This window comes from Streptomyces sp. NPDC127190, assembly GCF_042672505.1.
Taxonomy (GTDB): domain Bacteria; phylum Actinomycetota; class Actinomycetes; order Streptomycetales; family Streptomycetaceae; genus Streptomyces.
Genome location: NZ_JBHXVE010000008.1, coordinates 1 through 22,778 on the forward strand (window position 1 = coordinate 1; position 22,778 = coordinate 22,778).

The 22,778-nt window shown below is 74.3% G+C and carries 20 protein-coding genes and 1 pseudogene; 5 read left to right on the forward strand and 16 right to left on the reverse strand.

Translation table 11 applies throughout. The annotated features are described in order from the left end of the window. Nucleotides 1-191 precede the first annotated feature (191 nt). Both ACFVIU_RS14700 and ACFVIU_RS14705 read left to right on the forward strand, forming a co-directional pair. Nucleotides 192-1,049: an MFS transporter gene (locus tag ACFVIU_RS14700; RefSeq protein ID WP_385842805.1), complete on the forward strand. Its 858-nt coding sequence runs from the start codon at nucleotides 192-194 to the stop codon at nucleotides 1,047-1,049. A gap of 64 nt (nucleotides 1,050-1,113) precedes the next feature. Beyond that, nucleotides 1,114-2,337, forward strand: a complete 1,224-nt coding sequence (locus tag ACFVIU_RS14705) for a serine hydrolase domain-containing protein (protein WP_385842806.1) — start codon at nucleotides 1,114-1,116, stop codon at nucleotides 2,335-2,337. A gap of 13 nt (nucleotides 2,338-2,350) precedes the next feature. Here the strand turns inward: ACFVIU_RS14705 and ACFVIU_RS14710 are convergent, their stop codons facing one another. Continuing rightward, on the reverse strand, nucleotides 2,351-3,496 hold the full coding sequence (locus ACFVIU_RS14710) for an NAD(P)/FAD-dependent oxidoreductase (protein WP_385842807.1): 1,146 nt from the start codon (nucleotides 3,494-3,496) through the stop codon (nucleotides 2,351-2,353). A 78-nt stretch (nucleotides 3,497-3,574) separates the two neighbouring features. Beyond that, entirely contained in the window at nucleotides 3,575-4,246 is a 672-nt protein-coding gene (gene ribA / locus ACFVIU_RS14715; protein WP_385842808.1) for a GTP cyclohydrolase II, read from the reverse strand. Between the two features lie 39 nt (nucleotides 4,247-4,285). Between ribA and ACFVIU_RS14720 the strand changes: the two genes are divergently transcribed. Continuing rightward, nucleotides 4,286-5,077: a creatininase family protein gene (locus tag ACFVIU_RS14720; RefSeq protein ID WP_385843019.1), complete on the forward strand. Its 792-nt coding sequence runs from the start codon at nucleotides 4,286-4,288 to the stop codon at nucleotides 5,075-5,077. 53 nt (nucleotides 5,078-5,130) lie between these two features. Here ACFVIU_RS14720 and ACFVIU_RS14725 read toward each other — a convergent pair. The 5 genes and pseudogenes from ACFVIU_RS14725 to ACFVIU_RS14745 form a co-directional block, all read right to left on the reverse strand. Continuing rightward, nucleotides 5,131-6,090 (reverse strand): annotated as a pseudogene (locus ACFVIU_RS14725) (lysylphosphatidylglycerol synthase transmembrane domain-containing protein); the annotation flags it as partial. Beyond that, nucleotides 6,087-7,037, reverse strand: coding sequence for a hypothetical protein (locus tag ACFVIU_RS14730; protein ID WP_385842809.1), 951 nt, complete (start codon nucleotides 7,035-7,037; stop codon nucleotides 6,087-6,089). The gene ACFVIU_RS14730 and the pseudogene ACFVIU_RS14725, both read right to left, overlap by 4 nt. Beyond that, nucleotides 7,034-8,215, reverse strand: a complete 1,182-nt coding sequence (locus ACFVIU_RS14735; RefSeq protein ID WP_385842810.1) for a glycosyltransferase family 4 protein — start codon at nucleotides 8,213-8,215, stop codon at nucleotides 7,034-7,036. Before ACFVIU_RS14735 ends, ACFVIU_RS14730 begins: the two co-directional genes overlap by 4 nt. After that, the gene (locus tag ACFVIU_RS14740; RefSeq protein ID WP_385842811.1) at nucleotides 8,212-8,610 is read right to left on the reverse strand and encodes a 6-pyruvoyl tetrahydropterin synthase family protein; all 399 of its coding nucleotides are present in this window, start codon (nucleotides 8,608-8,610) and stop codon (nucleotides 8,212-8,214) included. The genes ACFVIU_RS14735 and ACFVIU_RS14740 overlap by 4 nt, the downstream gene beginning before the upstream one ends. A gap of 140 nt (nucleotides 8,611-8,750) precedes the next feature. Beyond that, nucleotides 8,751-9,734, reverse strand: coding sequence for a zinc-binding alcohol dehydrogenase (locus ACFVIU_RS14745; RefSeq protein WP_385842812.1), 984 nt, complete (start codon nucleotides 9,732-9,734; stop codon nucleotides 8,751-8,753). 129 nt (nucleotides 9,735-9,863) lie between these two features. On the opposite strand from ACFVIU_RS14745, the gene ACFVIU_RS14750 reads away from it, so the two are divergent. Continuing rightward, nucleotides 9,864-10,634, forward strand: a complete 771-nt coding sequence (locus ACFVIU_RS14750) for a CDP-alcohol phosphatidyltransferase family protein (protein ID WP_385842813.1) — start codon at nucleotides 9,864-9,866, stop codon at nucleotides 10,632-10,634. 78 nt (nucleotides 10,635-10,712) lie between these two features. Here the strand turns inward: ACFVIU_RS14750 and ACFVIU_RS14755 are convergent, their stop codons facing one another. The 7 genes from ACFVIU_RS14755 to ACFVIU_RS14785 form a co-directional block, all read right to left on the reverse strand. Continuing rightward, entirely contained in the window at nucleotides 10,713-11,423 is a 711-nt protein-coding gene (locus ACFVIU_RS14755) for a YcnI family protein (RefSeq protein ID WP_385842814.1), read from the reverse strand. Between the two features lie 41 nt (nucleotides 11,424-11,464). Beyond that, entirely contained in the window at nucleotides 11,465-12,028 is a 564-nt protein-coding gene (locus tag ACFVIU_RS14760; protein ID WP_385842815.1) for a hypothetical protein, read from the reverse strand. Between the two features lie 565 nt (nucleotides 12,029-12,593). Then, nucleotides 12,594-14,651 (reverse strand): elongation factor G, encoded by a 2,058-nt coding sequence (gene fusA, locus ACFVIU_RS14765; RefSeq protein ID WP_385842816.1) that lies wholly within the window; start codon nucleotides 14,649-14,651, stop codon nucleotides 12,594-12,596. 390 nt (nucleotides 14,652-15,041) lie between these two features. Further along, entirely contained in the window at nucleotides 15,042-15,782 is a 741-nt protein-coding gene (locus ACFVIU_RS14770; RefSeq protein ID WP_385842817.1) for a class I SAM-dependent methyltransferase, read from the reverse strand. 286 nt (nucleotides 15,783-16,068) lie between these two features. Then, complete coding sequence (locus ACFVIU_RS14775; protein ID WP_385842818.1) at nucleotides 16,069-17,034, reverse strand: D-2-hydroxyacid dehydrogenase family protein; 966 nt, start codon at nucleotides 17,032-17,034, stop codon at nucleotides 16,069-16,071. A 46-nt stretch (nucleotides 17,035-17,080) separates the two neighbouring features. Further along, complete coding sequence (locus tag ACFVIU_RS14780) at nucleotides 17,081-17,647, reverse strand: histidine phosphatase family protein (protein WP_385842819.1); 567 nt, start codon at nucleotides 17,645-17,647, stop codon at nucleotides 17,081-17,083. A 168-nt stretch (nucleotides 17,648-17,815) separates the two neighbouring features. After that, on the reverse strand, nucleotides 17,816-18,631 hold the full coding sequence (locus ACFVIU_RS14785) for a TrmB family transcriptional regulator (RefSeq protein WP_385842820.1): 816 nt from the start codon (nucleotides 18,629-18,631) through the stop codon (nucleotides 17,816-17,818). Nucleotides 18,632-18,873: 242 nt separating this feature from the next. Between ACFVIU_RS14785 and ACFVIU_RS14790 the strand changes: the two genes are divergently transcribed. Further along, nucleotides 18,874-20,133, forward strand: coding sequence for a S8 family serine peptidase (locus ACFVIU_RS14790; RefSeq protein WP_385842821.1), 1,260 nt, complete (start codon nucleotides 18,874-18,876; stop codon nucleotides 20,131-20,133). Nucleotides 20,134-20,203: 70 nt separating this feature from the next. On the opposite strand, the gene ACFVIU_RS14795 is transcribed toward ACFVIU_RS14790, so the two are convergent. Both ACFVIU_RS14795 and ACFVIU_RS14800 read right to left on the reverse strand, forming a co-directional pair. After that, complete coding sequence (locus ACFVIU_RS14795; protein ID WP_385842822.1) at nucleotides 20,204-21,436, reverse strand: cytochrome P450; 1,233 nt, start codon at nucleotides 21,434-21,436, stop codon at nucleotides 20,204-20,206. Between the two features lie 101 nt (nucleotides 21,437-21,537). Then, a complete protein-coding gene (locus tag ACFVIU_RS14800; protein ID WP_385842823.1) occupies nucleotides 21,538-22,773 on the reverse strand; it encodes a cytochrome P450 in 1,236 nt (411 codons plus the stop codon). Nucleotides 22,774-22,778 lie beyond the last annotated feature (5 nt).

Below are 22,778 nucleotides of genomic sequence, written 5' to 3' on the forward strand. Positions count from 1 at the left end.
GCGGGGTCATGGGGGTGCCCCCTGCTCATGGGGGTCCCCCCGCTCGAGCGGAGCCGAGAGTGGGGGAGGAGTCGAGAGCTTGGGGGAGCGTGCAGCTGCAAGGCGGACGACCGAGTCGACGCGATGGGGGTCCCCCCGCGCGAGCGAAGCCGAGCGTGGGGGAGTCGGCGAGGGACGACATCGCAGCAGATGTGCGTGCCAGGGCCCGCGACGCCGGCAAGATCCGAAAGAGAGGCCCTGAGCGGCGTCCGCCGGGCGCCGGGACGGCGCTGGACCTGCCGGGTGCGGTGCTGCTCGCGGTGGCCCTGGCCTGTCTGCTGCACCTGCCCGGCGGGCGGCCCGGTTCCGTGGTGTGGCCGCTCGCCGCGGCGCTGGCCACCGCCGTGCTGGTGGTCCACGAGCGGCGTACGGCGAGCCCGCTGCTGCCGCCCTCGGTGCTCGGTTCCCGGCCGGCCGCGGCGGCGCTGGGCGTCCTGGTCGTCGTGTCCGCCGCCCTGTCCGGCACCCTGTTCACCGCCACCTATGTGCTGCAACGGCGGCTCGGCCTGGACGCGTTCCAGAGCGCGGTGCGCAGCCTGCCGCTGGCGGTGCTGATGGTGGCGTCCGCCGCGCTGTGCCCGGTGGCTCTGCGCCGCTTCGGGGCGCGGGTCACCACCGCGGTGGCGGCGGCGGTGCTCGCGCTCGGCGTGCTGGTGCTGGCGGGGTCCGCCGCCCCAGCCGCCCTGGCGTGCGGATTCGCCTTGCTGGGCGCCGGGTTCGGGACGGTGATGGTGGCGGCGACCCAGGTGGTCGTACGGCAGGCCGAGGTGGCGGTGGCCGGGGTGGCGGGCGGTCTCCAGCAGACGGCGCTCAATGCCGGGCCGGCCGTCGGGGTGGCCACGGCGACCGCGCTGACCGGCGCGGGCAGCGGGACGGCGCTCGGGGTGCTCGCAGCCGTGGCCGCGCTCGGGGTGCCGCTGGCGTGGGCGCTGCCGGGCCGCGACGGCGTCGTGTCGATCACACACACCACTGATGAGCGGGTGTCGGAGGGGGTTCCTGCGCGACGATGAGCACCGTGTGCGTTCCGGCGGTCACGCCGGGGCGCACCGCGGACGACGTGAGCGGAGGAGAGCGATGGCACAGCTGCGGCAGGAAGTCGACCCGGGTGAGGCGGGGCTGGACCCGCAGGCGCTGGACCGCCTGGACCAGCACCTGGCCCGCCACGTCGACGAGGGGCGGCTGCCCGGCTATCTGCTGGCCCTGGCCCGCGGCGGCCGGGTCGCCCACCTCACCACGTACGGACAGCGCGATGTCGCGGCGGGGCTGCCGGTGCAGGCGGACACGCTCTGGCGGATCTACTCGATGACCAAGCCGGTCACCGCCGTGGCGGTGCTGCTGCTGGTGGAGGAGGGCAGACTCGGCCTGGACGATCCGCTGGAGAAGCATCTGCCCGCCTTCGCCGCCCCGCGGGTGTACGACGGCGGGGAGGGCGCGGGGATGCGCACCCGGCCGGCCGCCGGCCCGGTCCTGATCCGGCACCTGCTCACCCACACCGCGGGCCTGACCTTCGGCTTCTACTACAAGCACCCGGTGGACGCCCTCTACCGGGAGTCGGGGCTCGAGTACTCGGTGCCGCCGGGTGCGGACCTCGCCGAGACCGTCGAGGTGTACGCGAAGATGCCGTTGCAGTTCGACCCGGGGACGCAGTGGAACTACTCGGTGGCCTCCAATGTGCTGGGCCGGGTGATCGAGGTGGTCACCGGGCAGCCGCTGGACGCGTTCTTCGCCGAGCGGATCCTCGGCCCGCTCGGCATGACCGACACCGGCTTCCACATCGTGCCGGAACAGGCGGACAGGCTGGCCGAGTTGTACCGGGAGACCGACGAGGGCGGGATCACCCCGGTGGCGGGGCTGCCGGTGCACGGCCGGCCGCGGTTCCTGTCCGGCAGCGGCGGTCTGGTCTCCTCGGCGTACGACTTCCACCGGTTCATGGAGATGCTGCGCCGCGGCGGCGAACTCGACGGTGTGCGGCTGCTGTCCCCGGACACGCTCGCCCTGATGACGGGCAACCGGCTGCCCGGCAACGCCGTCCTGCGCGAGTTCGGCGCCCCCGCGCACCGGGAACCCGGCAACGACGGGCTGGGCTTCGGCTTCAACGTCTCCGTCGTGATCGACCCGGCCCGCACCCTGGCCCCGTCCAGTGCCGGCACCTACGGCTGGACCGGCGCGGCCACCACCGCGTTCTGGGTCGCGCCCCGCCAGGATCTCACCGTGCAGTTCATGACCCAGCTGCGGCCGAAGGGCCTCAAGGTCTTCCCGGAGCTGCGGCGGCTGGTGCACGCGGCGGTACGGGACTGACCCCGGCCGGCCGTCAGACCACGTTGGTCTCCGGGCGTGCGGCGCCGGCCGCGAACCGGTCGGCGCTCAGCGGGCGGACGTCCAGGAACGGGGTGCGGCCCAGGTAGAGGTCGCGGACCAGCTCACCCACGGCCGGGCCCTGGAGGAAGCCATGGCCGGAGAAGCCGGTGGCGTACAGGAAGCGGGAGACCGAACCCGCCTCGCCGATCAGGGCGTTGTGGTCGGGCGTCACCTCGTACAGGCCCGCCCAGCCGCCGGTGCGGCGCAGCTCCAGCAGGGCGGGGGCGCGCTGCTCCATCGCCGCGCACAGCCCGGGGATCCAGCGGTCGTGGGTGCCGGTGGCGAAGCCCGGTGTCTCGTCCGGGTCGGACATGCCGAGCAGCAGGCCCGGGCCCTCCCGGTGGAAGTAGAGGCTGGTGGTGAAGTCGATGGTCATCGGCAGCGTCGGCGGCAGGTCCCGCACCGGCTCGGTGACGGCGATCTGCCGGCGCAGCGGCCGTACCGGCAGCTCGACCCCCACCAGCGCTCCGAGCGCCCGCGACCAGGCGCCGGCGGCGCAGATCACCGTGCCGGTCTCGATGCGGCCGCGGGTGGTGGCGACGGCGGTGATCGTGGTGCCGCGCAGTTCGATGCCGGTGACCTCGGTGTGGCGCAGGACGCGGGCGCCGCGAACGCGGGCGGCGGTGGCGTACCCGTGGACGACGGCCTCCGGGGTGCAGTGGCCGTCGTCGGGTGAGTAGGCGGCGGCGAGCAGCCCGTCGGTGCGGATCAGCGGGGACAGCCGGCGGGCCTCCTCGGGGGTGATCAGCCGGCTCGGCACCCCGAGGGAGTTCTGCAACCGCACGCCCGCCTCGAACGACGCCACCTGTTCGGGGGTGGAGAGCAGGAAGAGATAGCCGACCCGGTGCAGTCCGATGTCCTGGCCGGTCTCCCGCTCGAACCGGGCGAAGGCGGCCAGGCTGCGGGCGCCGAGCCGGATGTTCAGCTCGTCGGAGAACTGCGCCCGCACCCCGCCCGCGGCCTTGGAGGTGGAGCCGGCCGCGAGTTCGTCCCGCTCCACGAGGACGACGTCCGGCACTCCGGCGCGGGCGAGGTGGTAGGCGATGCTCGTGCCCATCACCCCGCCGCCGACGATGACCACCCGGGCTCTGGGCTTCACGCCGCCTCCTTCACCGCGCGGATCGCTGTCGCCCAGGGATCCTGTCCCGCCGGGCGCGCCCCGAACCGGCGCACCGGGTCAGGAACCGTGGCCGACCGCGTCCAGGTGCGGCAGATGGTGGTCCATCCGCTCCCGCTTGGTCCGCAGGTAGGTGATGTTGCTCTCGCACGGCTCGATCAGCAGCGGCACCTGCTCGGCGACCTGGACCCCGTGCCGGACCAACGCCTCCCGCTTGCGCGGGTTGTTGGACATCAGCCGCACCGAGCGCACCCCGAGGTCGTGCAGGATCTGTGCCGCCACGCCGTAGTCGCGGGCGTCGACCGGCAGGCCGAGGGCGAGGTTCGCCTCCACCGTGTCCAGGCCCTCCGCCTGGAGCGCCATGGCGCGCAGCTTGGCCAGCAGTCCGATGCCACGGCCCTCGTGGCCCCGCAGGTAGACGACGACGCCGCTGCCCTCGGCCACCACCGCGCGCAGCGCCGCCTCCAGCTGGTCCCCGCACTCGCAGTGCCGGGAGCCGAACGCGTCCCCGGTCAGGCACTCCGAGTGCAGCCGGGTCAGCACGTTCTCGGTGCCGATCTCGCCGTACACCAGCGCGACTTGTTCGTCGCCGCGGTCGTGGTCCAGGTAGCCGATCGCCTGGAATTTCCCGTACGCGGTGGGCAGGGGCGCATTCACGACGCGTTCCGCTCCGGAACGCCGCGGGGACTTCGCGTTGAGGACGCCGAGGGTGACACCGGTGTTTTCTGTCATGATCTGATTCCTAAGCAGAGACGAAAGGCCGTGAAGAAGATGAGTGGTTCGGGCGCGCGGGCGGCAGACGGGGCGGCGTACGGGGTGCTGCCGACGGACACCACCGAGGACGTACGGGCGCGGGGGGCGGGCGGCTCAGCACAGGTCGCCGTCCTTCCCGTCGGCGCTTACGAACAGCACGGCCCGTACCTTCCGCTGGCGACGGACACGCTGGTCGCGTGTGCCGTGGCGCGGGAGATCGCGGCCGCGTACCCGGTGCACCTCCTTCCTCCGGTGACCGTCGGCTGCTCGCACGAGCACGCCGGCTGGCCGGGAACGGTCAGCATCTCGGCGGTGACCCTGCACGCGGTGGTGCGGGACATCGCGGACTCGCTGCGCCGCTCGGGCGTCGAGGCGCTCGTCGTGGTCAACGGGCACGGCGGGAACTACGTGCTCGGCAACGTCGTCCAGGAGGCCTCCGCGCGGGGCGAGAAGGCGGCGCTGTTCCCGGCGGCGGAGGACTGGGAGACGGCACGGGAGCGGGCCGGGGTGGTCACCTCGCTGCTCACCGACATGCATGCCGGGGAAATCGAGACGTCCATTCTGCTGCACGCTCATCCCGAATTCGTCCGTCCTGGTTACGAGTCCGCCGATTTCACCGCCGACGACCGGCGTCATCTGCTCACCGTGGGAATGTCCGGCTATACCGCGTCGGGTGTCATCGGCCGTCCTTCGCTGGGATCCGCGGAAAAGGGGAAGGAACTGCTGGCGAGCCTCGCCGAATCGTTCGCGCCGTATTTCGCGTTGCTCACGGCGCCGTCGGCCGCCGGCTCGGACGGGACGGTGGAATAGCGGCGCAGTCCGCCGTACCAGCGCGCGAGGAGGACGCCGGCGCCGGGCAGGCTCGCCACCAGGCTGAGCACGCCGTAGACGACGGCCACGGCGACGCCGGTGCTCGCGCCGAGCCCGGCGGCGCCGAACGCCCAGGCGGTGACGCCCTCGCGGGGGCCGAAGCCGCCGACGTTCAGCGGCAGGCCCATGGCGGCCAGGGCGAGGACGGCGAGCGGCAGCAGCACCACGACCGGAGCGGCGCAGCCTGCGACCCGGGCGGCGACGACGAACACCGCCAGATGTCCGGCCAGGACGACCGCGGAGGCGAGGGCCACCCAGGGTCCGCCGGGCCGGGACAGCAGCCCCTGGCGCACCTCGCTCAGCGCGCTGCGCACGGCTCCGCCACGACGGCCGGGGGCGCGGTTCATCCGTACCGCGAGGACGATGGCGAGGGCGCCGGCGGCGGCCAGGGCCAGCAGCGGTGCCAGGCCGCGGGCGGTGGCGCGGACCGGGGACGGCAGGGTCAGCAGCACCGTCGCGCCGACCACGGTGAGCGCGAGCTGTCCGGCGACCCGCTCCAGTACCACCGCCTTCACCCCGCGCCGCAGGTCGCCGGCGCTCTGTCCGTGCCGTACCGCCCGGTGCACATCGCCCAGGATGCCGCCGGGCAGGGCCGCGTTCAGGAACAGCGCGCGGTAGTAGTCGGCCACGGCGGGTCCCAGGGGCAGCCGGATGCCCAGGGCGCGGGCGACCAGCTGCCAGCGCCAGGCGCTGCACACGGTGGTGAGCGCGCCGATGCCGAGGGCGGCCAGCACCGTGGCGAGGTCGATGCGGCGCAGGCCGTCGAGGAGCGGTCCGGTGCCGAGCCGCCACAGCAGCAGCGTGACGAGGGCCAGGCCGACGGTGGTGCCGAGGTGCCGGCGCAGCGTACGGCTGTTCAGAGACCGGCGGGGTGCGGCCGGTTCGGGGCGCCGCTCGCCGTGCGGTGCCGCTGCCACGGTGCGGTGGCTCGCCACCGCCGTCCGCGTGCTCATGGCGTGCCGTCCGTCGGGCGGGGCAGGGCCAGCAGGTCGGTGTGGTGGACCACGGCCCGCAGCTCGCCGGCCGCGCACGCCGCCAGCCGGGCCTGGAGGTAACGTTCCGCCCGCTGCCGCAGCTCGGGGCGCTGTTCCACGGCCGCGCCCACCCAGCCGCGCAGCCACTGCTCGGTCAGCGCGGCGTGTGCGGGGCCGAGTCGCCAGGGGCTGGGCCGCAGATGGACCGTCGCGCCGCGTTCGGCGAACGCCTCGCAGGCCGCGGTCACCGCGTCCGGGCCGAGCATCCCGGTGCGCCGCTGGTGGGCGTTGAACGCCTCGGTGATCTCGGCGTCCAGCGGGTCGGCGGGGGTCAGTTCGACGCGTCCCACGACGGACAGGGTGAGCAGCGCCGGGCAGCCGGCCGCCGTACAGGCGTCGGCGAGGGTGTCCAGCTCGTCCCGGGTGAGGACGTCGAGCAGCGCGGAGGCGGTCACCAGCGAGGCTCCGGTCAGCGCTTCCGGGGTGAGCCGGGCCACGTCGGCGAGCCGGGTCTCGACGGTGACCCGGCTGCCGTCGGCCGCCGCGGTCGGAGTGGCCACGGCCGCGAAGTGCAGCAGGTAGGGGTCGCGGTCGTGCAGGATCCAGTGCTGGGCGCCGGCGAGGCGGGGGGCGAGCCAGCGGCCCATCGAGCCGGTGCCGCAGCCCAGGTCGTGCACGGCCGCTCCGCCGCTCCCGCCGGGCCCGGCGGCCGGCCGGTCCCGGAGCAGGTCGAGCAGTTCCGGCGCCCGGGCGGCGGCGTCGGCCGGTTCGCGCAGCCGCAGCCACTCGGGGGCGTACCGCGGCGGCTCGTCGGGGGCGCTGTCCCGCAGTCGTACGGTCTCCCGCTCGCCGGTGCGGGGCACCGGCCCGGCGCCCGCGACGACCGGCGGCTCCAGAGGTACGACCTCGGTCTTCGGGGTGTTCATGCGGCCCTCCTCGGGCTGGTGGGGAGGTGGCCCAGCACTCCGGCCAGGCTGCGCGCGGTGGCGGCCCAGCCGCCGAGGGCCGAACGACGGCCGCGGGCGGCCTGCTTCAGCCGGCGGCGTACGTCGGGCTCGCCGAACCAGCCGCGCAGTTCCGCGGCGAGCGCGCCGGGGTCCGCCGGCGGGACGAGGATGCCGGGCACACCGCCGTCGGGGGCGCGGCCGACCGCCTCGGGCAGTCCGCCGACGTCGGTGGCGAGCACCGGGATGCCGCGGGCGAGCGCCTCGGTGACCGCCATGCCGTAGGTCTCGGCGTGCGAGGGGAGCACCATCAGGTCGGCGGCGGCGTAGTGGGCGTCGAGGTCGGCGCCGGCGCGCGGGCCGGTGAGGCGCAGCCGGCCGGCGAGGCCGTACCGGTCGATGAGGGTCCGCAGCCGGGCGACGTACTCGGGGTCGTGGCCGAGGCCGCCGACGCACTCGCAGGTCCACGGCAGGTCGCGGACCGTCGCCAGCGCCTCGATCAGCAGGTGCTGGCCCTTGCGCGGGGTCACGGAGGCCACGCACAGCAGCCGGGAGACGCCGTCGGTGCCGGGGGCGACGGGGGCGATGTCGGCGCCGGGCGCGGCCAGGTGCACCCGGTCGGGGGCGAGCCCGTGGTGGGCGACGAGGCGGCGGACCGCCCAGTCGCTGGTGGCGACGACGGCGGGGACCGCGCGCAGCACGGCCCGCTCGCGGGTGTCGAGTTCGGCGGCGACCGCCGGGTCCAGGCCGGTCTCGTCGCCGAGCGGGAGGTGCACGAGGACCGCGAGGCGCAGGCGTTCGGCCGCGGGCACGACGAGCTCCGGCACACCGCAGGCGACCAGCCCGTCGAGCAGCACGACCGAGTCGTCCGGCAGCTCCCGCAGGGTGCGGGCGAGCCGCTCGCGGGCGGTGCCGTCCGGGCGCGGCCAGCCGCCTGGGAGCGGGTGCCGGGTGACCTGCCAGCCGAAGCCGGGCAGGTCCAGGCAGACGCGGCGGTCGTAGACGTTGCCGCCACTGGGCGCGGCCGGGTCGTCCACGCCGCCGGGCAGCACGAAGTGCACGGTGCGCAGGGACATCGGGATGATCCCGGGGTTCTGGGCGGCGGGGGGCCGCGCGTGCGGGCGGGGCGGCGCCGGCCGCCGTACGGTCAGGTCGGTCACAGGGCACGCTCGTAACTCGCCCAGGCGATGTGCGACTCGTGCAGGGTGACGGTGAGGCCGGCGATGCCCCGGGCGCCCTCGCCGAGGGCGCCCTTGTGGACGCGTTCGGCGAGCCGGTCGGCGATGACCTTGGCGAGGAACTCGGTGGAGGTGTTGACCCCGGCGAACGCGGGCTCCTCGTCCAGGTTGCGGTAGTTCAACTCGGCGACGACCGCGCCCAGTTCCTTCGTGGCCAGGCCGATGTCGACCACGATGCCGTCCTCGTCCAGCTGGGCGCGGCGGAAGGACGCGTCGACGAGGAACGTGGCGCCGTGCAGTCGCTGCGCGGGCCCGAACACCTCGCCGCGGAAGCTGTGGGCGATCATGAGGTGATCGCGGACGGTGATGCTGAACAACGGACGACCCTCCAGGTGCGGCGCGTCTGGTCCCCCTGCCCTTGCCCGCCGGGGGATGCCGTGTAGTACGGCTCTTCGCTTCCCCGTGTTCAGCCTCTCTCACCCTTTTTCCTCAGGTCAGGCGCTGCTCTTCGGCGAGGTCAGGCCGCCCCTGGATAGCGGATGCGGTGGCACAGGGCGGGGATCTCGCCGGCGGCGAGCCGCGGCAGCACCTCAGGGAGCTGTTCGAAGCCGCTCTCGCCGGTGATGAGCGCGTCCAGTGCCGGGTCGGCGAGCAGGTCGAGGGCGAGCGCCATCCGCTCGGCGTAGCCGCGGCCGGGCCGGGCGGCCGGGGAGACCGTGCCGACCTGGCTGCTGCGCACGGTGAGCCGGCGGGAGTGGAATGCCTCGCCGAGCGGCAGGGTCACGCGCCGGTCGCCGTACCAGCTCAGTTCCACCACCGTGCCCTCGGGGGCGAGGAGTTGCAGGGCGCGGTCGAGGCCGGCCTCGGTGGCGCTGGCGTGGACGACGAGGTCGCAGTCGCCGAGGGCGTCGGCGGGGGCGGCGAAGTCGACGCCGAGTGCCGCGGCGGTCGCGGCGCGGGCCGGGTCGGCGTCGACGAGTTGCAGCCGTACGCCGGGGAAGCGGGCCAGCAGCGCGGCCACCGAGCAGCCGACCATGCCGCCGCCCACCACCGCGATCCGGTCGCCGATCAGGGGCGCGGCGTCCCACAGGGCGTTCACGGCGGTCTCCACGGTCCCGGCGAGCACGGCCCGTTCGGCGGGCACGGCGTCGGGTACGACGGTGACGGCGCTCGCGGGGACGACGTACCGGCTCTGGTGCGGGTACAGGCAGAAGACGGTACGGCCGAGCAGCGCGGCCGGGCCCTCCTCGACCACGCCGACGCTGAGATAGCCGTACTTCACCGGGCCGGGGAAGTCGCCTTCCTGGAACGGGGCGCGCATCGCGGCGTGCTGACTCTCCGGCACCTGGCCGCGGAAGACGAGCGTCTCGGTGCCGCGGCTGACGCCCGAGTACAGGGTGCGGACCAGGACCTGGTCCGCCGCGGGCGCCTCGAGGGTGAGGTCGCGCAGCTCGCCCTGGCCCGGCGAGCGGAGCCAGAAGGCGCGGGCCGTACGGTTCACCGGCGTTCTCCGCAACGGTTCATCGGTGTCTCCTGAACGATCGGGAAGTGGTTCACGTACCGAGAAGTGCACAGGCCGCGCACAGTACGCGGCGTTGATCGACTCTGTCACTCGGCCGGAGGGTGTGCGGTGGCCCTGAACAACACATATGACGCGAGGTCGCAGCAGGAGACCGCGGTGGGAGCGGGCGTCCAGATCCTGCTGCTGGCCCTGCTCGGCACGGCGATCGGCATGGGGCCGGCCGGCTGGCTGACGGGGCTGGCGTTCGCGTTCGCCACCTGGGCGGTGCTCTCCCGTGCGCTGCACCGGTCCCGGCTCAGCTCCTTCGGCGCCGCGAACCGGGTCACCCTCGGCCGGGCCACGCTGGTCGGCGGGGTGACCGCGCTGGTCGCGGACTCCTTCGAGAGCGCACCGCCGGTGACGCTGCTGGTCGCCCTGACCGCCGTGGCCCTGCTGCTCGACGGCGTGGACGGCAAGGTGGCCCGGCGCACGGGCACCGCGACCGCGCTCGGCGCGCGCTTCGACATGGAGGTCGACGCGTTCCTGATCCTGGTGCTGAGCGTGTACGTCGCCATGCAGCTCGGCCCGTGGGTGCTGCTGATCGGCGGGATGCGGTACGCGTTCGTCGCCGCGGCCCGGGTGGCGCCCTGGCTGAACGCCCCGCTGCCGCCGTCCTTCGCCCGCAAGACGGTCGCGGCCGTCCAGGGCGTCTGCCTGCTGCTGGCGGGCGCGGAGCTGCTGCCGCGGGCGGTGAACCTCGCGGTCGTGCTGCTGGCGCTGGGCTCGTTGGTGTGGTCCTTCGGCCGGGATGTGCGCTGGCTGTGGCGGACCTCCCGGGCAGCGGTCCGAGCGTCGGCCCCGGAGCCTTGCCTGGAACCGCTGGTGCCTGCGGCGCGTTGAGTCCGACGGCGACGGCCGGGCCCGTTCCCTCCTGCGAGGGGACGGGCCCGGCCGCCTGCTACCGTCCGGCAGCCGGTGTCACGGCCGCGCGGACCGGGTCCGTACGATCGCGAAGACCGCGCCGGCGAGGCCCAGCACACCGGCGATCAGACCGGCGATGCCCAGCCCGCGGGCGGTGGAGTCACTGCTGCCGGACGCCGTGGCCCGGGCGGCGGCGGTCCGGGCGGGCGCGGGGGCGGCGCTCGGGTCACCGGCCGTCAGTTTCAGCACCGGCGCCGGGTTCTCCGGCTCGTCGCCGCCGGACGGCTCCTCGATCCAGCGGACGACCTTGCCGTCGGAGTAGGTTTGCAGCGTCTTGAAGACCAGCGTGCCGGTGTCGTCCGGGAGCCGGCCGAAGGCGACGTCGAAGTCCTCGTACTGGCCGGGGCCGATCCTGCCGCCCGTGAAGGTGATCGCGGAGGCGGCCTCGGTGATGGTGCCGTCGTCCGTCTTGACCGGCTTCTTGAGCTTGCTGGTGGTGACCTTGGCGGTCCAGCCGTCCTGCGGGTGCACCAGGACACCGAGGACGGGGTGGTCGGTGGGCAGGAACACCTGGACCTTGGTGGTGGCGGCGGTGTCCTCCTCGTTGGGCACGCGCAGGGTGAGCAACCCGTCGGTGGCTCCCTTGGCGTAGCTCTCGGGGTGCACGGTGACATGCGCGGCGGCGGCACCGGCGGCGCACAGGACCGCGCCGGCGGCCAGGGCGGTCACGGTGCCGGCCCGGCGGAGGGTGATACGGCTTGCGGGCATGGGGGATCGATCTCCGTACGGGTGTCGGGTGAGGTGTCTGGTCAGACCGGGTACGGGATCGGGGCCGGGGGCCCGCGGCGGTGCACGGTGTGCCGCAGCCGGAGGCGGCGCAGGGGCCCGGGACCGGCGAACGCGCGCAACACGGGCCCGCGGGCAGTGGGCAGCGGGGCGTCCCGCCACCAGGCGACGAGACCGGGAAGGAGCGTGCCGGCCCGGCGCAGCAGCGACCACAGCGCGGCCTCGCCCCGCCACAGCCACCAGGAGGCGGCCAGCGCGGCGAGCAGATGGGCGGCGGTGGCGTGGGCGACGGCGGTGTGGGCGTGCATGGGGGCCATGGGGGTGGCGCCCGTGCCCCGGTGGGCGGCGTCGAAGCCGAGGTGGAGCCCCGCCTGGGTGAGCAGCATGGCCGCGCCGATGCCGGGCAGGGACCGCTCCCGTCCACCGAGCGTCCAGCCGAGCCCGAACACCGCGCCGAAGGCGGCCGCGTCGGCACCGAGCGGCGGCAGGTCGCCCATGGCGAGGCCGTGCCCGGCGACAGCGAGCAGCACGCACACCGCGGCGAACACCGCGGCGCGCAGGGCTCTCACCGCCGGCGACGCGCTCATGACGAGGCATCCTCCCACGGTCGCCTGATACGCAGGGCAGCTCCCGGCCGTTCACCATCCCCGACCGAACGGCGGCGATCCGCGTCCCGCAGAAAACCGACACACGACGGCCGCCACACCCTGCGCCGCCCGCGAGCGGCTACCCCCAAACCCCGGCACCACCGACGCCGACACGGCTCACCGAGGTGGCCGACCACCGCCTCGGCCAGACCCGGCGGGCGACAGCGGAACGGCACGTGACACGAACCACGCCTACCCGACCGGCACCGCTCCTGGCACCGGGCCGCAGCCCGCCGCCCACCCACGCCGACACAGACCGCCGACGTAACCGGCCGCCGCCTCAGGCCCAGCGGGCCACAACGCAGCGGCACCTGGGACGAACCACCGGACCAGCCCGCCCACCGGACCGGCATCGCCCCTGGCACCGGGACACAGCCCACCAGCTCACCCGCAGCCGACCACCCGCAGCCACCCGCCAGAGCCCACCGGCGGCAGCGCCGGTACGGCCCACCGGGTAGCCGCCCGCTGCCTCCAGCCCGGCCGGCGGCAGCGGAGCGGCACCCGCCTACCGGACCGGCGCCGGGCCCGGCGCCGGGGTGTAGCCCGCTGGGCGGGTGGTGAAGGTGCCTCGGCCCTGGGTGCGGCTGCGTAGGCGGGTGGCGTAGCCGAACAGCTCGGCCAGGGGGACACGCGCCGTCAGGACGGCCGTACCGGCGCGGGTCGTGGAGCCGGTGACCCGGCCGCGGCGGGCGGCCAGGTCGCCGAGGACCCCGCCGACCGCGTCCTCCGGCACGCTGACGGTGACGTCCGCGACCGGTTCCAGCAGGACCGCCGCGCAGTCGCGCAGGGCCGCGCGGAGCCCGAGCCGGCCGGCGGTGCGGAAGGCCGTGTCGGAGGAGTCCTTCACATGGGTGGAGCCGTCGGTCAGGGTGACCCGCAGCCCGGTCACCGGGTGCCCGCCGAGGGGTCCCTCGGCGAGCGCGTCCCGGCATCCGGCCTCCACCGCGCGGATGTACTCCTGCGGCACCCGGCCACCGACCACCGCCGACCGGAACGCGAACCCGGTGACGCCGGCCTCCGGGCCGAGCGGCTCCACGTCGAGGACGACATGCGCGAACTGCCCTGCCCCGCCGTCTTGTTTGACGTGCCGGTACACGAATCCCCGCACCCCGCGCACGACGGTCTCGCGCAAGGCGACCCGCGGCCGGCCGACGACGGCGTCCGGGCCGCCGTCCCGGCGGATCTTCTCCACCGCGACCTCCAGATGGAGTTCCCCCCGGCCGGACAGCACGGTCTGCCCGGTCTCCGCGTCGGTGCGCACCACCAGCGAGGGGTCCTCCTCCGCCAGCCGCGCGAGCGCCGCCGTGAGCCGGCCGGTGTCGGTGCTGCGGCGCGCCTCGACGGCCACGGACACCACGGGCTCGGCGGCCGCGGGCGGTTCCAGCAGCAGCGGCGCGCCGGGGTCGCAGAGCGTGGCGCCGGCCCGGGCCGTCTTCACCCCGGCGAGCGCGACGATGTCCCCGGCGACGGCGCGTTCGAGCCGGTCGTGCCGGTCCGCCATGACGCGCAGGATCCGCGCCACGCGTTCGGTGCGGCCGGTGCCCGGGTCCCACACGGTGTCCCCCTGTTCGATCGTGCCCGAGTAGACGCGCACATGGGCCAGGCGCCCGGTGCTGTGCGCGTTCACCTTGAACACCAGCCCCGCGAACGGCGCTCGCGGGTCGGCGGCCCGCCGCTGCTCGGTGCCCTGGTGTTCACCGCGTACGGCGGGCACGTCCAGCGGGGAGGGCAGATAGTCCACGACCGCGTCCAGCAGTGGTTCGATGCCGCGGTTGCGGTAGGCGGAGCCGCACAGGACGACCACGCCGTCGCCGCTGCGGGTGAGGTCGCGCAGGGCGGTGGTGAGGGTGGCGGCGGAGAGGGTCTCGCGGTCGCAGAACTCCTCCAGCGCGGCCGGGTGCCGTTCGGCGACCGCCTCCTCCAGCGCCCGGCGCCGTCGTACCGCCTCCTCCCGCAGTTCCTCGGGCACCGGACCCCGCACCGCCGTACCCTCGCCCGCGGGCCAGACCACGGAGCGCATCCGGACCAGGTCCACCACGCCGGTGAAGCCGTCCTCCGCGCCGATCGGCAGCTGGACGAGGAGCGGGGCGGGGTGCAGCCGGTCGCGGATCGAGGCGACGGCCCGGTCGAGGTCGGCGCCCGCGCGGTCCAGCTTGTTGACGAAGGCGATCCTCGGTACGCCGTGCCGCTCGGCCTGCCGCCACACCGACTCGCTCTGCGGCTCGACCCCGGCGACGGCGTCGAAGACGGCGATCGCCCCGTCCAGGACCCGCAGCGAGCGCTCGACCTCGTCGGCGAAGTCGACATGTCCGGGGGTGTCGATGAGGGTGATGCGGTGGCCGTCCCAGGCGCAGCTCACCGCGGCGGCGAAGATGGTGATGCCGCGGTCGCGTTCCTGCGGGTCGAAGTCGGTGACGGTGGTGCCGTCGTGCACCTCGCCCCGCTTGTGGGTGGTGCCCGTCGCGTACAGGATCCGCTCGGTGACGGTGGTCTTGCCGGCGTCGACGTGGGCGAGGATGCCGAGGTTGCGGACGGTGGCGAGGGTGCTGGTGTGCGTACGCACGGCGCGGTGCCTTTCGAAAGGGTGGTGCTGGAAAGGGGCAGCGCGATGTCCCGTGGCCGGGTGGCGGAAGGTGACGGTACGGCGAACGCCGTAAGGTCGCCGAAAGGTCGCCGGAAGGTCAGTGCGGCGGCACGGGAATCCGGTGCCGGCCGCGCAGCGGGCACCGGAGGGCCGAGGACACCAGGATCACCTCGGACCGCGAAGGGGGAACGACGACGACGGTACGGTCACGCACGTCCGGCTCCCCTCGGTCCTCGACTGGTCTGATGCGCGACGCCGGGGTGTGAACGGGCCGGGGCTGCGCGGTACTTCGCCGAGTCTAGGAAAAAGGAGCGGACGCCGCGTACCGGTTTTCCGTGCCGGGCGGCGTCCGCGGGGGTGTCGGAAGGCTCAGGCCCGGCGGGCGGAGCTGAGGATCATGTACGGGGCGAGGGCGGACGCGCTGACCCGCTCGGCCTCCGGGGCGGCCGGGGTGTCCGTGACGGGCTCGGGGAAGCCGGCCTTGGTGTACAGCTCGGTGTAGGCGGACAGCGGACGGTAGTAGCAGCCGGTGGTGACGGGGGTGCCGTCGAGCTGGCGCAGGACGGTGGGCACGGGGTCGCCCTCGGCGTAGGAGACGCCGGCGTCGCCGTACCGGAGGGTGGAGAACTCCTCCCCCACCGCGGCGGGGTTGAGGTCGGCGAGGACATAGGGCGCGCCCGGCCGGAGCACGCGGTGGATCTCGGCGGTCAGTGCGGCGAGCCGGGCGGAGTCGGCGTCGGTGCAGTAGACCAGGCAGCACACGGCCGCGTCGATGCTGGCGTCCGGGATCCAGTCCAGGGAACGGCCGTCGAAGCGGCGGTAGTCGACGCGCGGGTGGGGGCGGTCGGCGCGGGCGATGTCCAGCATGTGTGCCGAGGGGTCGACGCCCTGCACCGACCAGTTGCCGGCCTGCGCCAGTTCGAGGGAGAGCGCGCCGGTGCCGCAGCCGATGTCCAGCACCGTGGCGCCGGGGCCCGGACAGGGGCCGACGCGGTCCAGCACGGTGGGGAAGATGAGCTGCCGGGCCAGGCGCATGTCGCGGTCGCGGTAGGCGGCCGCCGCGTCGGGGGTGTCCCAGACGAGCGGCTGCTGCGGGTCGGGAGCGGTCATGGTCCTGTCCTCCAGATGGGTCGGGCCGCTGCCGCGGCCATGGGCAGGGGCGGCGACGCGCTGGGGGCATGGCGGCTGGGCCTCGACACCGCCCGGGGGTTGCGGGGCGTCGCGCGGGGTCTCGGAGCGGGCAGGTGCGGGGCGCCGGGCGACCGGGGTCGGTGGACGGTGCGGGGTGGACGGCGGGGCGCCTTCGGCATCGTAACGGATCTTCTCCGGCGGCACCCCGCCGTCGCGTCGGGCGGCGCGTCCTGTCAACTTCCTGCCAGAGGAAGGGGTTTGATGATCAGTCGTGTGTCAGCGACCGCACCGGTGTACCGGCGAGGAAGGCGGCGATGTCCTCCACCGCCTGCGTGTAGAAGGTGCGGTAGTTGCGCTCGGTGACGTATCCGAGGTGCGGGGTGGCCAGCACGTTGGGCAGGGAGTGCAGGGGGTCGTCGGCGGGCAGCGGCTCGGTGTCGAAGACGTCGAGACCGGCTCCGGCGATCCAGCCCTCGCGCAGGGCGCGCAGCAGGGCCTGCCGGTCGACGATGGCGGCGCGGGAGGTGTTGACGAGGTAGGCGTGCGGGCGCATGGCGCGCAGTTCCGGCTCGCCGATCAGGCCGCGGGTGCGGTCGGACAGCACGAGGTGGACGGAGACGAAGTCGCTGCGGCCCAGCAGGTCCTGCTTGCTGTCGGCGAGCCGGGCCCCGGCGTCGGCGGCGCGCTCGGCGGTGAGGTGCTCGCTCCAGGCGAGGACGTCCATGCCGAAGGCGGTGGCGACGCGGGCGACCCGGGAGCCGATCTTGCCGAGGCCGAGCAGGCCGAGGGTGCGGCCGTGCAGGTCCTGGCCGACGGTGGACTGCCAGGGGCCGCCCTCGCGCAGGGCCCGGTGTTCGGCGGTGAGGTGCCGGGCGAGGCCGAGGAGGAGGGCCCAGGTCAGCTCGACGGGCGGGGTGGGGCTGCTGGCGGTGCCGCAGACCGTCACTCCCCGGGCCGCGGCCGCGGCGAGGTCGATGGAGGCGTTGCGCATGCCCGTGGTCACCAGCAGGCGCAGCCGGGGCAGCCTGTCCAGCAGGTCCGCGTCGAAGGGGGTGCGCTCCCGCATGGCCACGACGATCTCGCAGTCGGCGAGTGCGGCGACGAGTTCGTCCCGGTCGGTGATGTGCTCGCGGAGCGTGCGCACCTCGACCCGGTCGGCGAGCGGACTCCAGTCGGCCAGGTTCAGGGCAGCGCCCTGGTAGTCGTCGAGCACGGCACAGTGGATGGTCATGCGGGCATTCTGCCTCCCCTCCGATCATCCCCGGCCGCCCCGGGGGTCAGGTGAGCGGGCGGCCCAGGGTGAGGTTCCAGCGGTGGGCGCGGCCGGTGAACTCGACCGTGTGCAGGGGGCGTACGTCGATCCGCCAGAAGGCGGACTCGGGGGCTGCCAGCAGCCGGACGGTCGCGGCGCGTACGACGTCCGGTTCGACCACCGCGAGGGTCCGGCCGGTGAAGTCCGCGGCCCGGTCCAGCCAGGCGCCGACCCGTGCGCACAGCTCGTGCACCGACTCCCCGCCGTGCGGGGCGGACGCCGGGTCGGTCAGCCACCGGGCCACCGCGTCCGGTTCGGCGGCCGTCACCTCCTGAAGGGTCCGGCCGCGCCAGCGGCCCATGCCGGCACCGGCCAGTTCGGCGGTCTCGGTAGCGTCCAGGCCGAGCGCGGCCGCCGTGTGCCGGCAGCGCCCGGAGGGGGACACCAGCGCACGCTCGGCGCGAGGAAGGGCGGCCGCCGCCGCGCGGGCACGGTCCGCCGCGGCCGGGTCGAGCGGGCCGGAGTCGTCGAACCGGGCCTCGCGCAGGTCCGCGTTCATGGCGGGTGAGATCAACACCACTCGGCTTGTCATACGCGCGCTCTCCTCGTCGTACGGCCGTGCCGGCACAGGGACTTCATGGAACCGGCGGCCCGCGGGGCGCACGTCCGCGCTCATGATCACAGGCCGGTCGGGAGGACGGGGGCGCGGCCCGGGTCCGCTGAGCGACGCCGTACGCACCCGCGAACCGCTCCGCCCGGATCAGCCGGCGGGCTCCGGGGCGGGCCTGGCGTCCTGCCACACCGTGTGGAAGGCCAGGCGCAGGCAGGTCGCGAGGGCCGGGTGCTCGATGAAGAGCGTGGTGGTGGTGCCGGCGCCGGCCACCGGGTCCGGCATGTCGCACAGCACCAGGGAGGCGTCGGCGATGACGAGTTTCAGCGGCAGGTCGGGGGCGAAGCGGGCCTCCTCCCCGGCGGCGGCGAAGCGGCTCACGTGCTCCTGCGTTCCGGGGTCGGTCAGCGCCTCGTCGAGGTAGATCGCCCGGACCGTGCCGCCCGCCCGGTGCAGTCGGCGGACCACCGCGATGCCCTCGGTGTTCTCGGCGGGGGCGACGAACGGCGGTTTGCAGAAGGTGAGCAGTTCGTGCCGGGCCTGCCGCTGGATGTCGGCGAAGCGTTCGGCGATGGCCTTCGGGTCGCGCAGGATCTCGATGTAGTCCAGCGGATCGGTGTGCGCCCGCCCCTGCGACCACAGGGGTTGCAGCAGGCCGGCGAGCCCCTGCGAGACCCGTTCCAGCCGCTCGACCGACTCCCGCTGAACGGTCATCAGCCGGGACAGCGCCAGCTCCGGTGTGACGGCCGAGTAGGTGGCCACGCGCCCGGGGTGGGCGGTGGCCAGTTGTCTGCGTACCAGCGCGTCCAGTACGTCGTAGACGCGTTGGCGTGGCACGTCGGCCTCGCGTGCCACCTCGGCGGCGGTGTAGGTGCCGCGTCTGATGAGTGTGAGGTAGACCCGTGCCTCGTACCGGGGCAGGCCCAGCGACATCAGGTCGTTGACGGTGGTGTCCTCCAGCTCCATGGCTGCACAAGGTACCCGTCGGCGCGGTGACGTCCAGGCCAAGGTTTTACCAACTGGCCCTGTTCTCACCGGCGAAGTGTCCATAGGCTCCTCATAGCCACCACTGACCGGGGTGGCACCAAGCACCAAGCCCGAATCCGACTCCGCCCGGCCACCCCCAACGGTAAGCGGTTGTCATGCGCATGACACTGCGATCCGGCCGTCGGTGCGGAGTCACCCATCCCCCCACGGAGGGCAGTTCATTGCGTTCTCAGCGCAGAAGGAAGCCGATCCACCGCAGCGCGCCCGCGCTGCTGTCCGCGGCGGCCCTGATCACCAGCGGCCTCGCCGTCGCCGCCCAGTCGTCGGCCTTCGCGACCACGAGCACCACGTCGACCACGACCGCCGCCGTCGCCACCGCGCACACCCACCGGCTCTGCTCCGAGCCGAGCAAGCCGGGCTACATGGCGTGCGAGGCGGTGGTGCGCACCGACCTGAAGGCCAACAGGACCCTCGGCCGCCACGACACCCCCAAGGGCTTCGGCCCGGCCGACCTCCAGTCCGCCTACCACCTGCCCAAGGACGGCGGCAAGGGCGCCACCGTCGCGATCGTGGACGCCAACGACGACCCGAACGCCGAGAAGGACCTCGCGGCCTACCGCTCCCAGTACGGCCTTCCGGAGTGCACCACGGGCAACGGCTGCTTCAAGAAGATCGACCAGGACGGCGGCACCAACTACCCGGCCCCGGACGCCGGTTGGGCCGGTGAGATATCCCTCGATGTGGACATGGTCAGCGCGGCCTGCCCGCAGTGCCACATCCTGCTCGTCGAGGCCAAGTCCGCCAACATGGAGGACCTCGGCGCGGCCGTGAACCAGGCGGTCAAGCAGGGCGCCAAGTACGTCTCCAACAGCTACGGCGGCAGCGAGGCGTCCGACGACGCCACCGCCGACGACTCGTACTTCAAGCACCCCGGTGTCGCCATCACGGTCAGCTCCGGCGACAGCGGCTACGGCGTCGAGTACCCGGCCGCGTCCCCGTACGTGACCGCCGTCGGCGGCACCTCGCTCAAGAAGGACAGCAGCACCCGCGGCTGGTCCGAGTCCGTCTGGGGCACCTCCGCCGGCGGTGACGGCGCGGGCTCCGGCTGCTCGCAGTACGAGGCGAAGCCGTCCTGGCAGAAGGACACCGGCTGCGGCAAGCGCAGCGTCGCCGATGTCGCGGCCGTGGCGGACCCGGCCACCGGTCTCGCCGTCTACGACACCTACCAGTCGGGCGGCTGGAACGTGTACGGCGGCACCTCCGCCTCCGCGCCGTTCATCGCCGGTGTCTACGCCCTCGCGGGCACCCCGGGTTCCGGTGACACCCCGGCCTCCTACCCCTACGCCCACCCGGACCAGCTGAACGACGTCGGTGACGGCGCCAACGGGTCCTGCGACACCTACCTGTGCAAGGCGGGCAAGGGCTACGACGGCCCGACGGGTCTCGGCACCCCCAACGGTGTCGCCGCCTTCACCAAGTAACCCCTGACACCATCTTGTCCGCTGCGCCCCGCCGGCCGTCCGGCGGGGCGCAGTGCTGCGAGCGGGTGCCTCAGCCGGTGATCCGGACGGGCAGTTCGGACAGGCCGCGCATGACGATGTTGGGCACCCGGGGCGGTGCCTCGGTCAGCAGCTCCATGTCCAGGGCGGTCAGGGCGGAGACCGCGGCCTGGGCGGTGAGCCGGGCCAGCGGCGCGCCGACGCAGAAGTGGATGCCCAGGCCGAAGCCGAGATTGCGGCCGGCCGGCCGGTCCAGCCTCAGCTCGTCGGGGTCCTCGTGGACCGCCGGGTCGTGGCTGGCCGCACCGATCAACAGCATGACCTGCTCGCCCGGCTGGACCGTCTGCCCGGCGATCTCGGCCTCGGCCAGGGCGACCCGGGAGATCATCTGCACGGGCGCGTCGAAGCGCAGCATCTCCTCCACCGCGCCCGGCACCTGCTCCGGGTGGGCGCGCAGCCAGTCCCGCTGGTCGGGGCGGCTCAGCAGGGCGAACATGCCGTTGCCGATCAGGTTGACGGTGGTGGCGTAACCGGCCGACAGCAGCAGGGTGCAGGTGACCTCCAGCTCGTGCGGGGTCAGCGTGTCCCCGCCCTCCTCGGCGGCGACCAGCTCGCTGATCAGGTCGGTGCCCGGCGCCGCGCGGCGCTGCTCGGCCAGCTCGCCGATGTACTGGTACAGCTCGGCGCGGGCGGCGTCCCGCCGGGCGACCTCCTCCGGACCGAGCAGGAAGCTGGGGTCCAGGCCGCGGGCGATGTCGGCGGACAACTCGTCGAAGCGGGCGGCGTGTTCGGCGGGGACGTCCAGCAGCGCGTTCTGCATCCGGCCGGGCAGCGGGTGGGCCACCGCGCGCATCAGGTCGACGGGGCCGTCGCCGGCCTCGGCGCGGGCGGTCTCGATCAGCTCGCGGACGATCCGCTCGGCGGTGGCGCGCATCCGGTCCACCTGGCGGGCCGCGAACGCCTTGCTCACCAGGGCGCGGATCCGGGTGTGCTCCGGCGGGTCGGCGAAGATGAACGGCCGGACCACCGAGCCGTCGGCCTCGTGACGGAAGTGGTCGGCGACGGTGGCGCCGTCGCCCCAGCCGAACCGCTGGTCGCGCAGCACGGCCGAGCACGCCTCGTGCCCGGTCACCGCCCACAGGCCCAGCGGGGTGCGGGTCACCGGGCCCTTCTCCCGGATCTGCGCGTAGACCGGGTAGGGGTCGGCCAGGAAGGCCGGGTCGAAGGGGTCGAAGGGCAGCAGCTGGGCGATGAAGGCCGGGTCGAGCTGGGGTGCTTCGGTCATGGCGGGCGGTTCCCAACTCCGCGCGGGACACGGTCGCCGCGCGGGACGTCTCTCGTCTCGGTTCGAGGGGGGTGTGGGGGGTGTCGGGTGCGTGCCGGGGGTCAGCCCACGGCGACGGGGGTGAAGGTCACCGGCAGCTGGTCCAGGCTGTTGGCCACCAGGCTCGGCGTCCAGGTCAGCTGCTCCTCGGGAACGGCCAGCCGGAGGTCGTCGAAGCGGTCGAACAGGGTGCGCAGCGCGATCCGGGCCTTGAGCCGGGCCAGCGGGGCGCCGATGCAGAAGTGCGTGCCGTGGCCGAGCGCCAGGTGCCGGGACGCGTCGCGGTGGATGTCGAGCGTCTCCGGGTCGCCGAACTGGGCGGCGTCGTGGTTGGCCGCGGCCAGCGAGATCATCACGTGCTCGCCCGCCCTGACCTTCGCGCCGCCCAGCTCCATGTCCTCCGTGGCGAAGCGGTACACCACGGTGAAGACCGGGCTGGTCAGCCGGAGCAGTTCCTCGACGGCCGGGCCGAGCAGCTCGGGGTCGGCCTTGACCTCGGCGAGCTGCTCGGGGTGGCGCAGCAGCGCGAGGATGCCGTTGGACAGCAGGTTGATGGTGGTCTCCGCGCCGGCGAGGAGCAGCAGCATGACCGTGGAGCGGATCTCCAGGTCGGCGAGGGCGTCGCCGTCCTCGTTGGCCTGCACCAGACCGGATATGAGGTCGTCGCCGGGGTGGGCCCGGCGCTGCGCGGTGAGGTCGGTCAGGTACGTCTCGAACCAGCCGACCGAGGCGACGACCTCCTCCGGGCTGGAGGAGTTGCCCAGGCCGACGAAGATGTAGGTGTTGCGCTCGAACTCCTCGATGTCGGCCAGCGGGACGCCGAGCATCTCGTAGAGCACCGTGGAGATCAACGGCGAGATGAACGCGTCCTTCAGGTCGGCGGTGCCCTTCTCGGCTACGGCGTCGAGCAGTTCGTCGCTGATCTGCTGGATCCGGGTGCCGAGGTCGGCGACCCGGCGCGGGGTGAACGCCTTGGACACCAGTCGGCGCAGCCGGGTGTGCTCGGGCGGGTCGGCGAGGTTCATGTGCTGGTTGAGGATGGACTTGCGGCCGTCGTAGCCGAGGGAGGGCCACAGTTCGGGCAGCGCGTTGTCGAGGTTCTTGCTCAGCTTGCGGTTGGTCAGCGCGGCGAGCGCGTCCTCGTACCGGGTGACCATCCACACCGGGTTGCCGTCGGGCAGCAGCAGCTGTTCGACCGGGCCGGGTTCGGGCAGCCCGGGCGCCCAGGGGCGGGGGCCCGCCGTGGCGCCGGCGTGCGCGGGGCAGCCGGTGGCCACGTCTGCGTCGGGGTTCGGCATGACGT

Excerpts from the sequence above, each read along its gene's own strand:
- ACFVIU_RS14705 (WP_385842806.1), top strand. The coding sequence starts at position 1,114 with ATGGCACAGCTGCGGCAGGAAGTCGACCCGGGTGAGGCGGGGCTGGAC.
- ribA (WP_385842808.1), bottom strand. The coding sequence starts at position 4,246 with ATGACAGAAAACACCGGTGTCACCCTCGGCGTCCTCAACGCGAAGTCC.
- ACFVIU_RS14720 (WP_385843019.1), top strand. The coding sequence starts at position 4,286 with ATGAGTGGTTCGGGCGCGCGGGCGGCAGACGGGGCGGCGTACGGGGTG.
- ACFVIU_RS14730 (WP_385842809.1), bottom strand. The coding sequence starts at position 7,037 with ATGAACACCCCGAAGACCGAGGTCGTACCTCTGGAGCCGCCGGTCGTC.
- ACFVIU_RS14755 (WP_385842814.1), bottom strand. The coding sequence starts at position 11,423 with ATGCCCGCAAGCCGTATCACCCTCCGCCGGGCCGGCACCGTGACCGCC.
- ACFVIU_RS14760 (WP_385842815.1), bottom strand. The coding sequence starts at position 12,028 with ATGAGCGCGTCGCCGGCGGTGAGAGCCCTGCGCGCCGCGGTGTTCGCC.
- ACFVIU_RS14770 (WP_385842817.1), bottom strand. The coding sequence starts at position 15,782 with ATGACCGCTCCCGACCCGCAGCAGCCGCTCGTCTGGGACACCCCCGAC.
- ACFVIU_RS14775 (WP_385842818.1), bottom strand. The coding sequence starts at position 17,034 with ATGACCATCCACTGTGCCGTGCTCGACGACTACCAGGGCGCTGCCCTG.
- ACFVIU_RS14780 (WP_385842819.1), bottom strand. The coding sequence starts at position 17,647 with ATGACAAGCCGAGTGGTGTTGATCTCACCCGCCATGAACGCGGACCTG.
- ACFVIU_RS14785 (WP_385842820.1), bottom strand. The coding sequence starts at position 18,631 with ATGGAGCTGGAGGACACCACCGTCAACGACCTGATGTCGCTGGGCCTG.
- ACFVIU_RS14795 (WP_385842822.1), bottom strand. The coding sequence starts at position 21,436 with ATGACCGAAGCACCCCAGCTCGACCCGGCCTTCATCGCCCAGCTGCTG.
- ACFVIU_RS14800 (WP_385842823.1), bottom strand. The coding sequence starts at position 22,773 with ATGCCGAACCCCGACGCAGACGTGGCCACCGGCTGCCCCGCGCACGCC.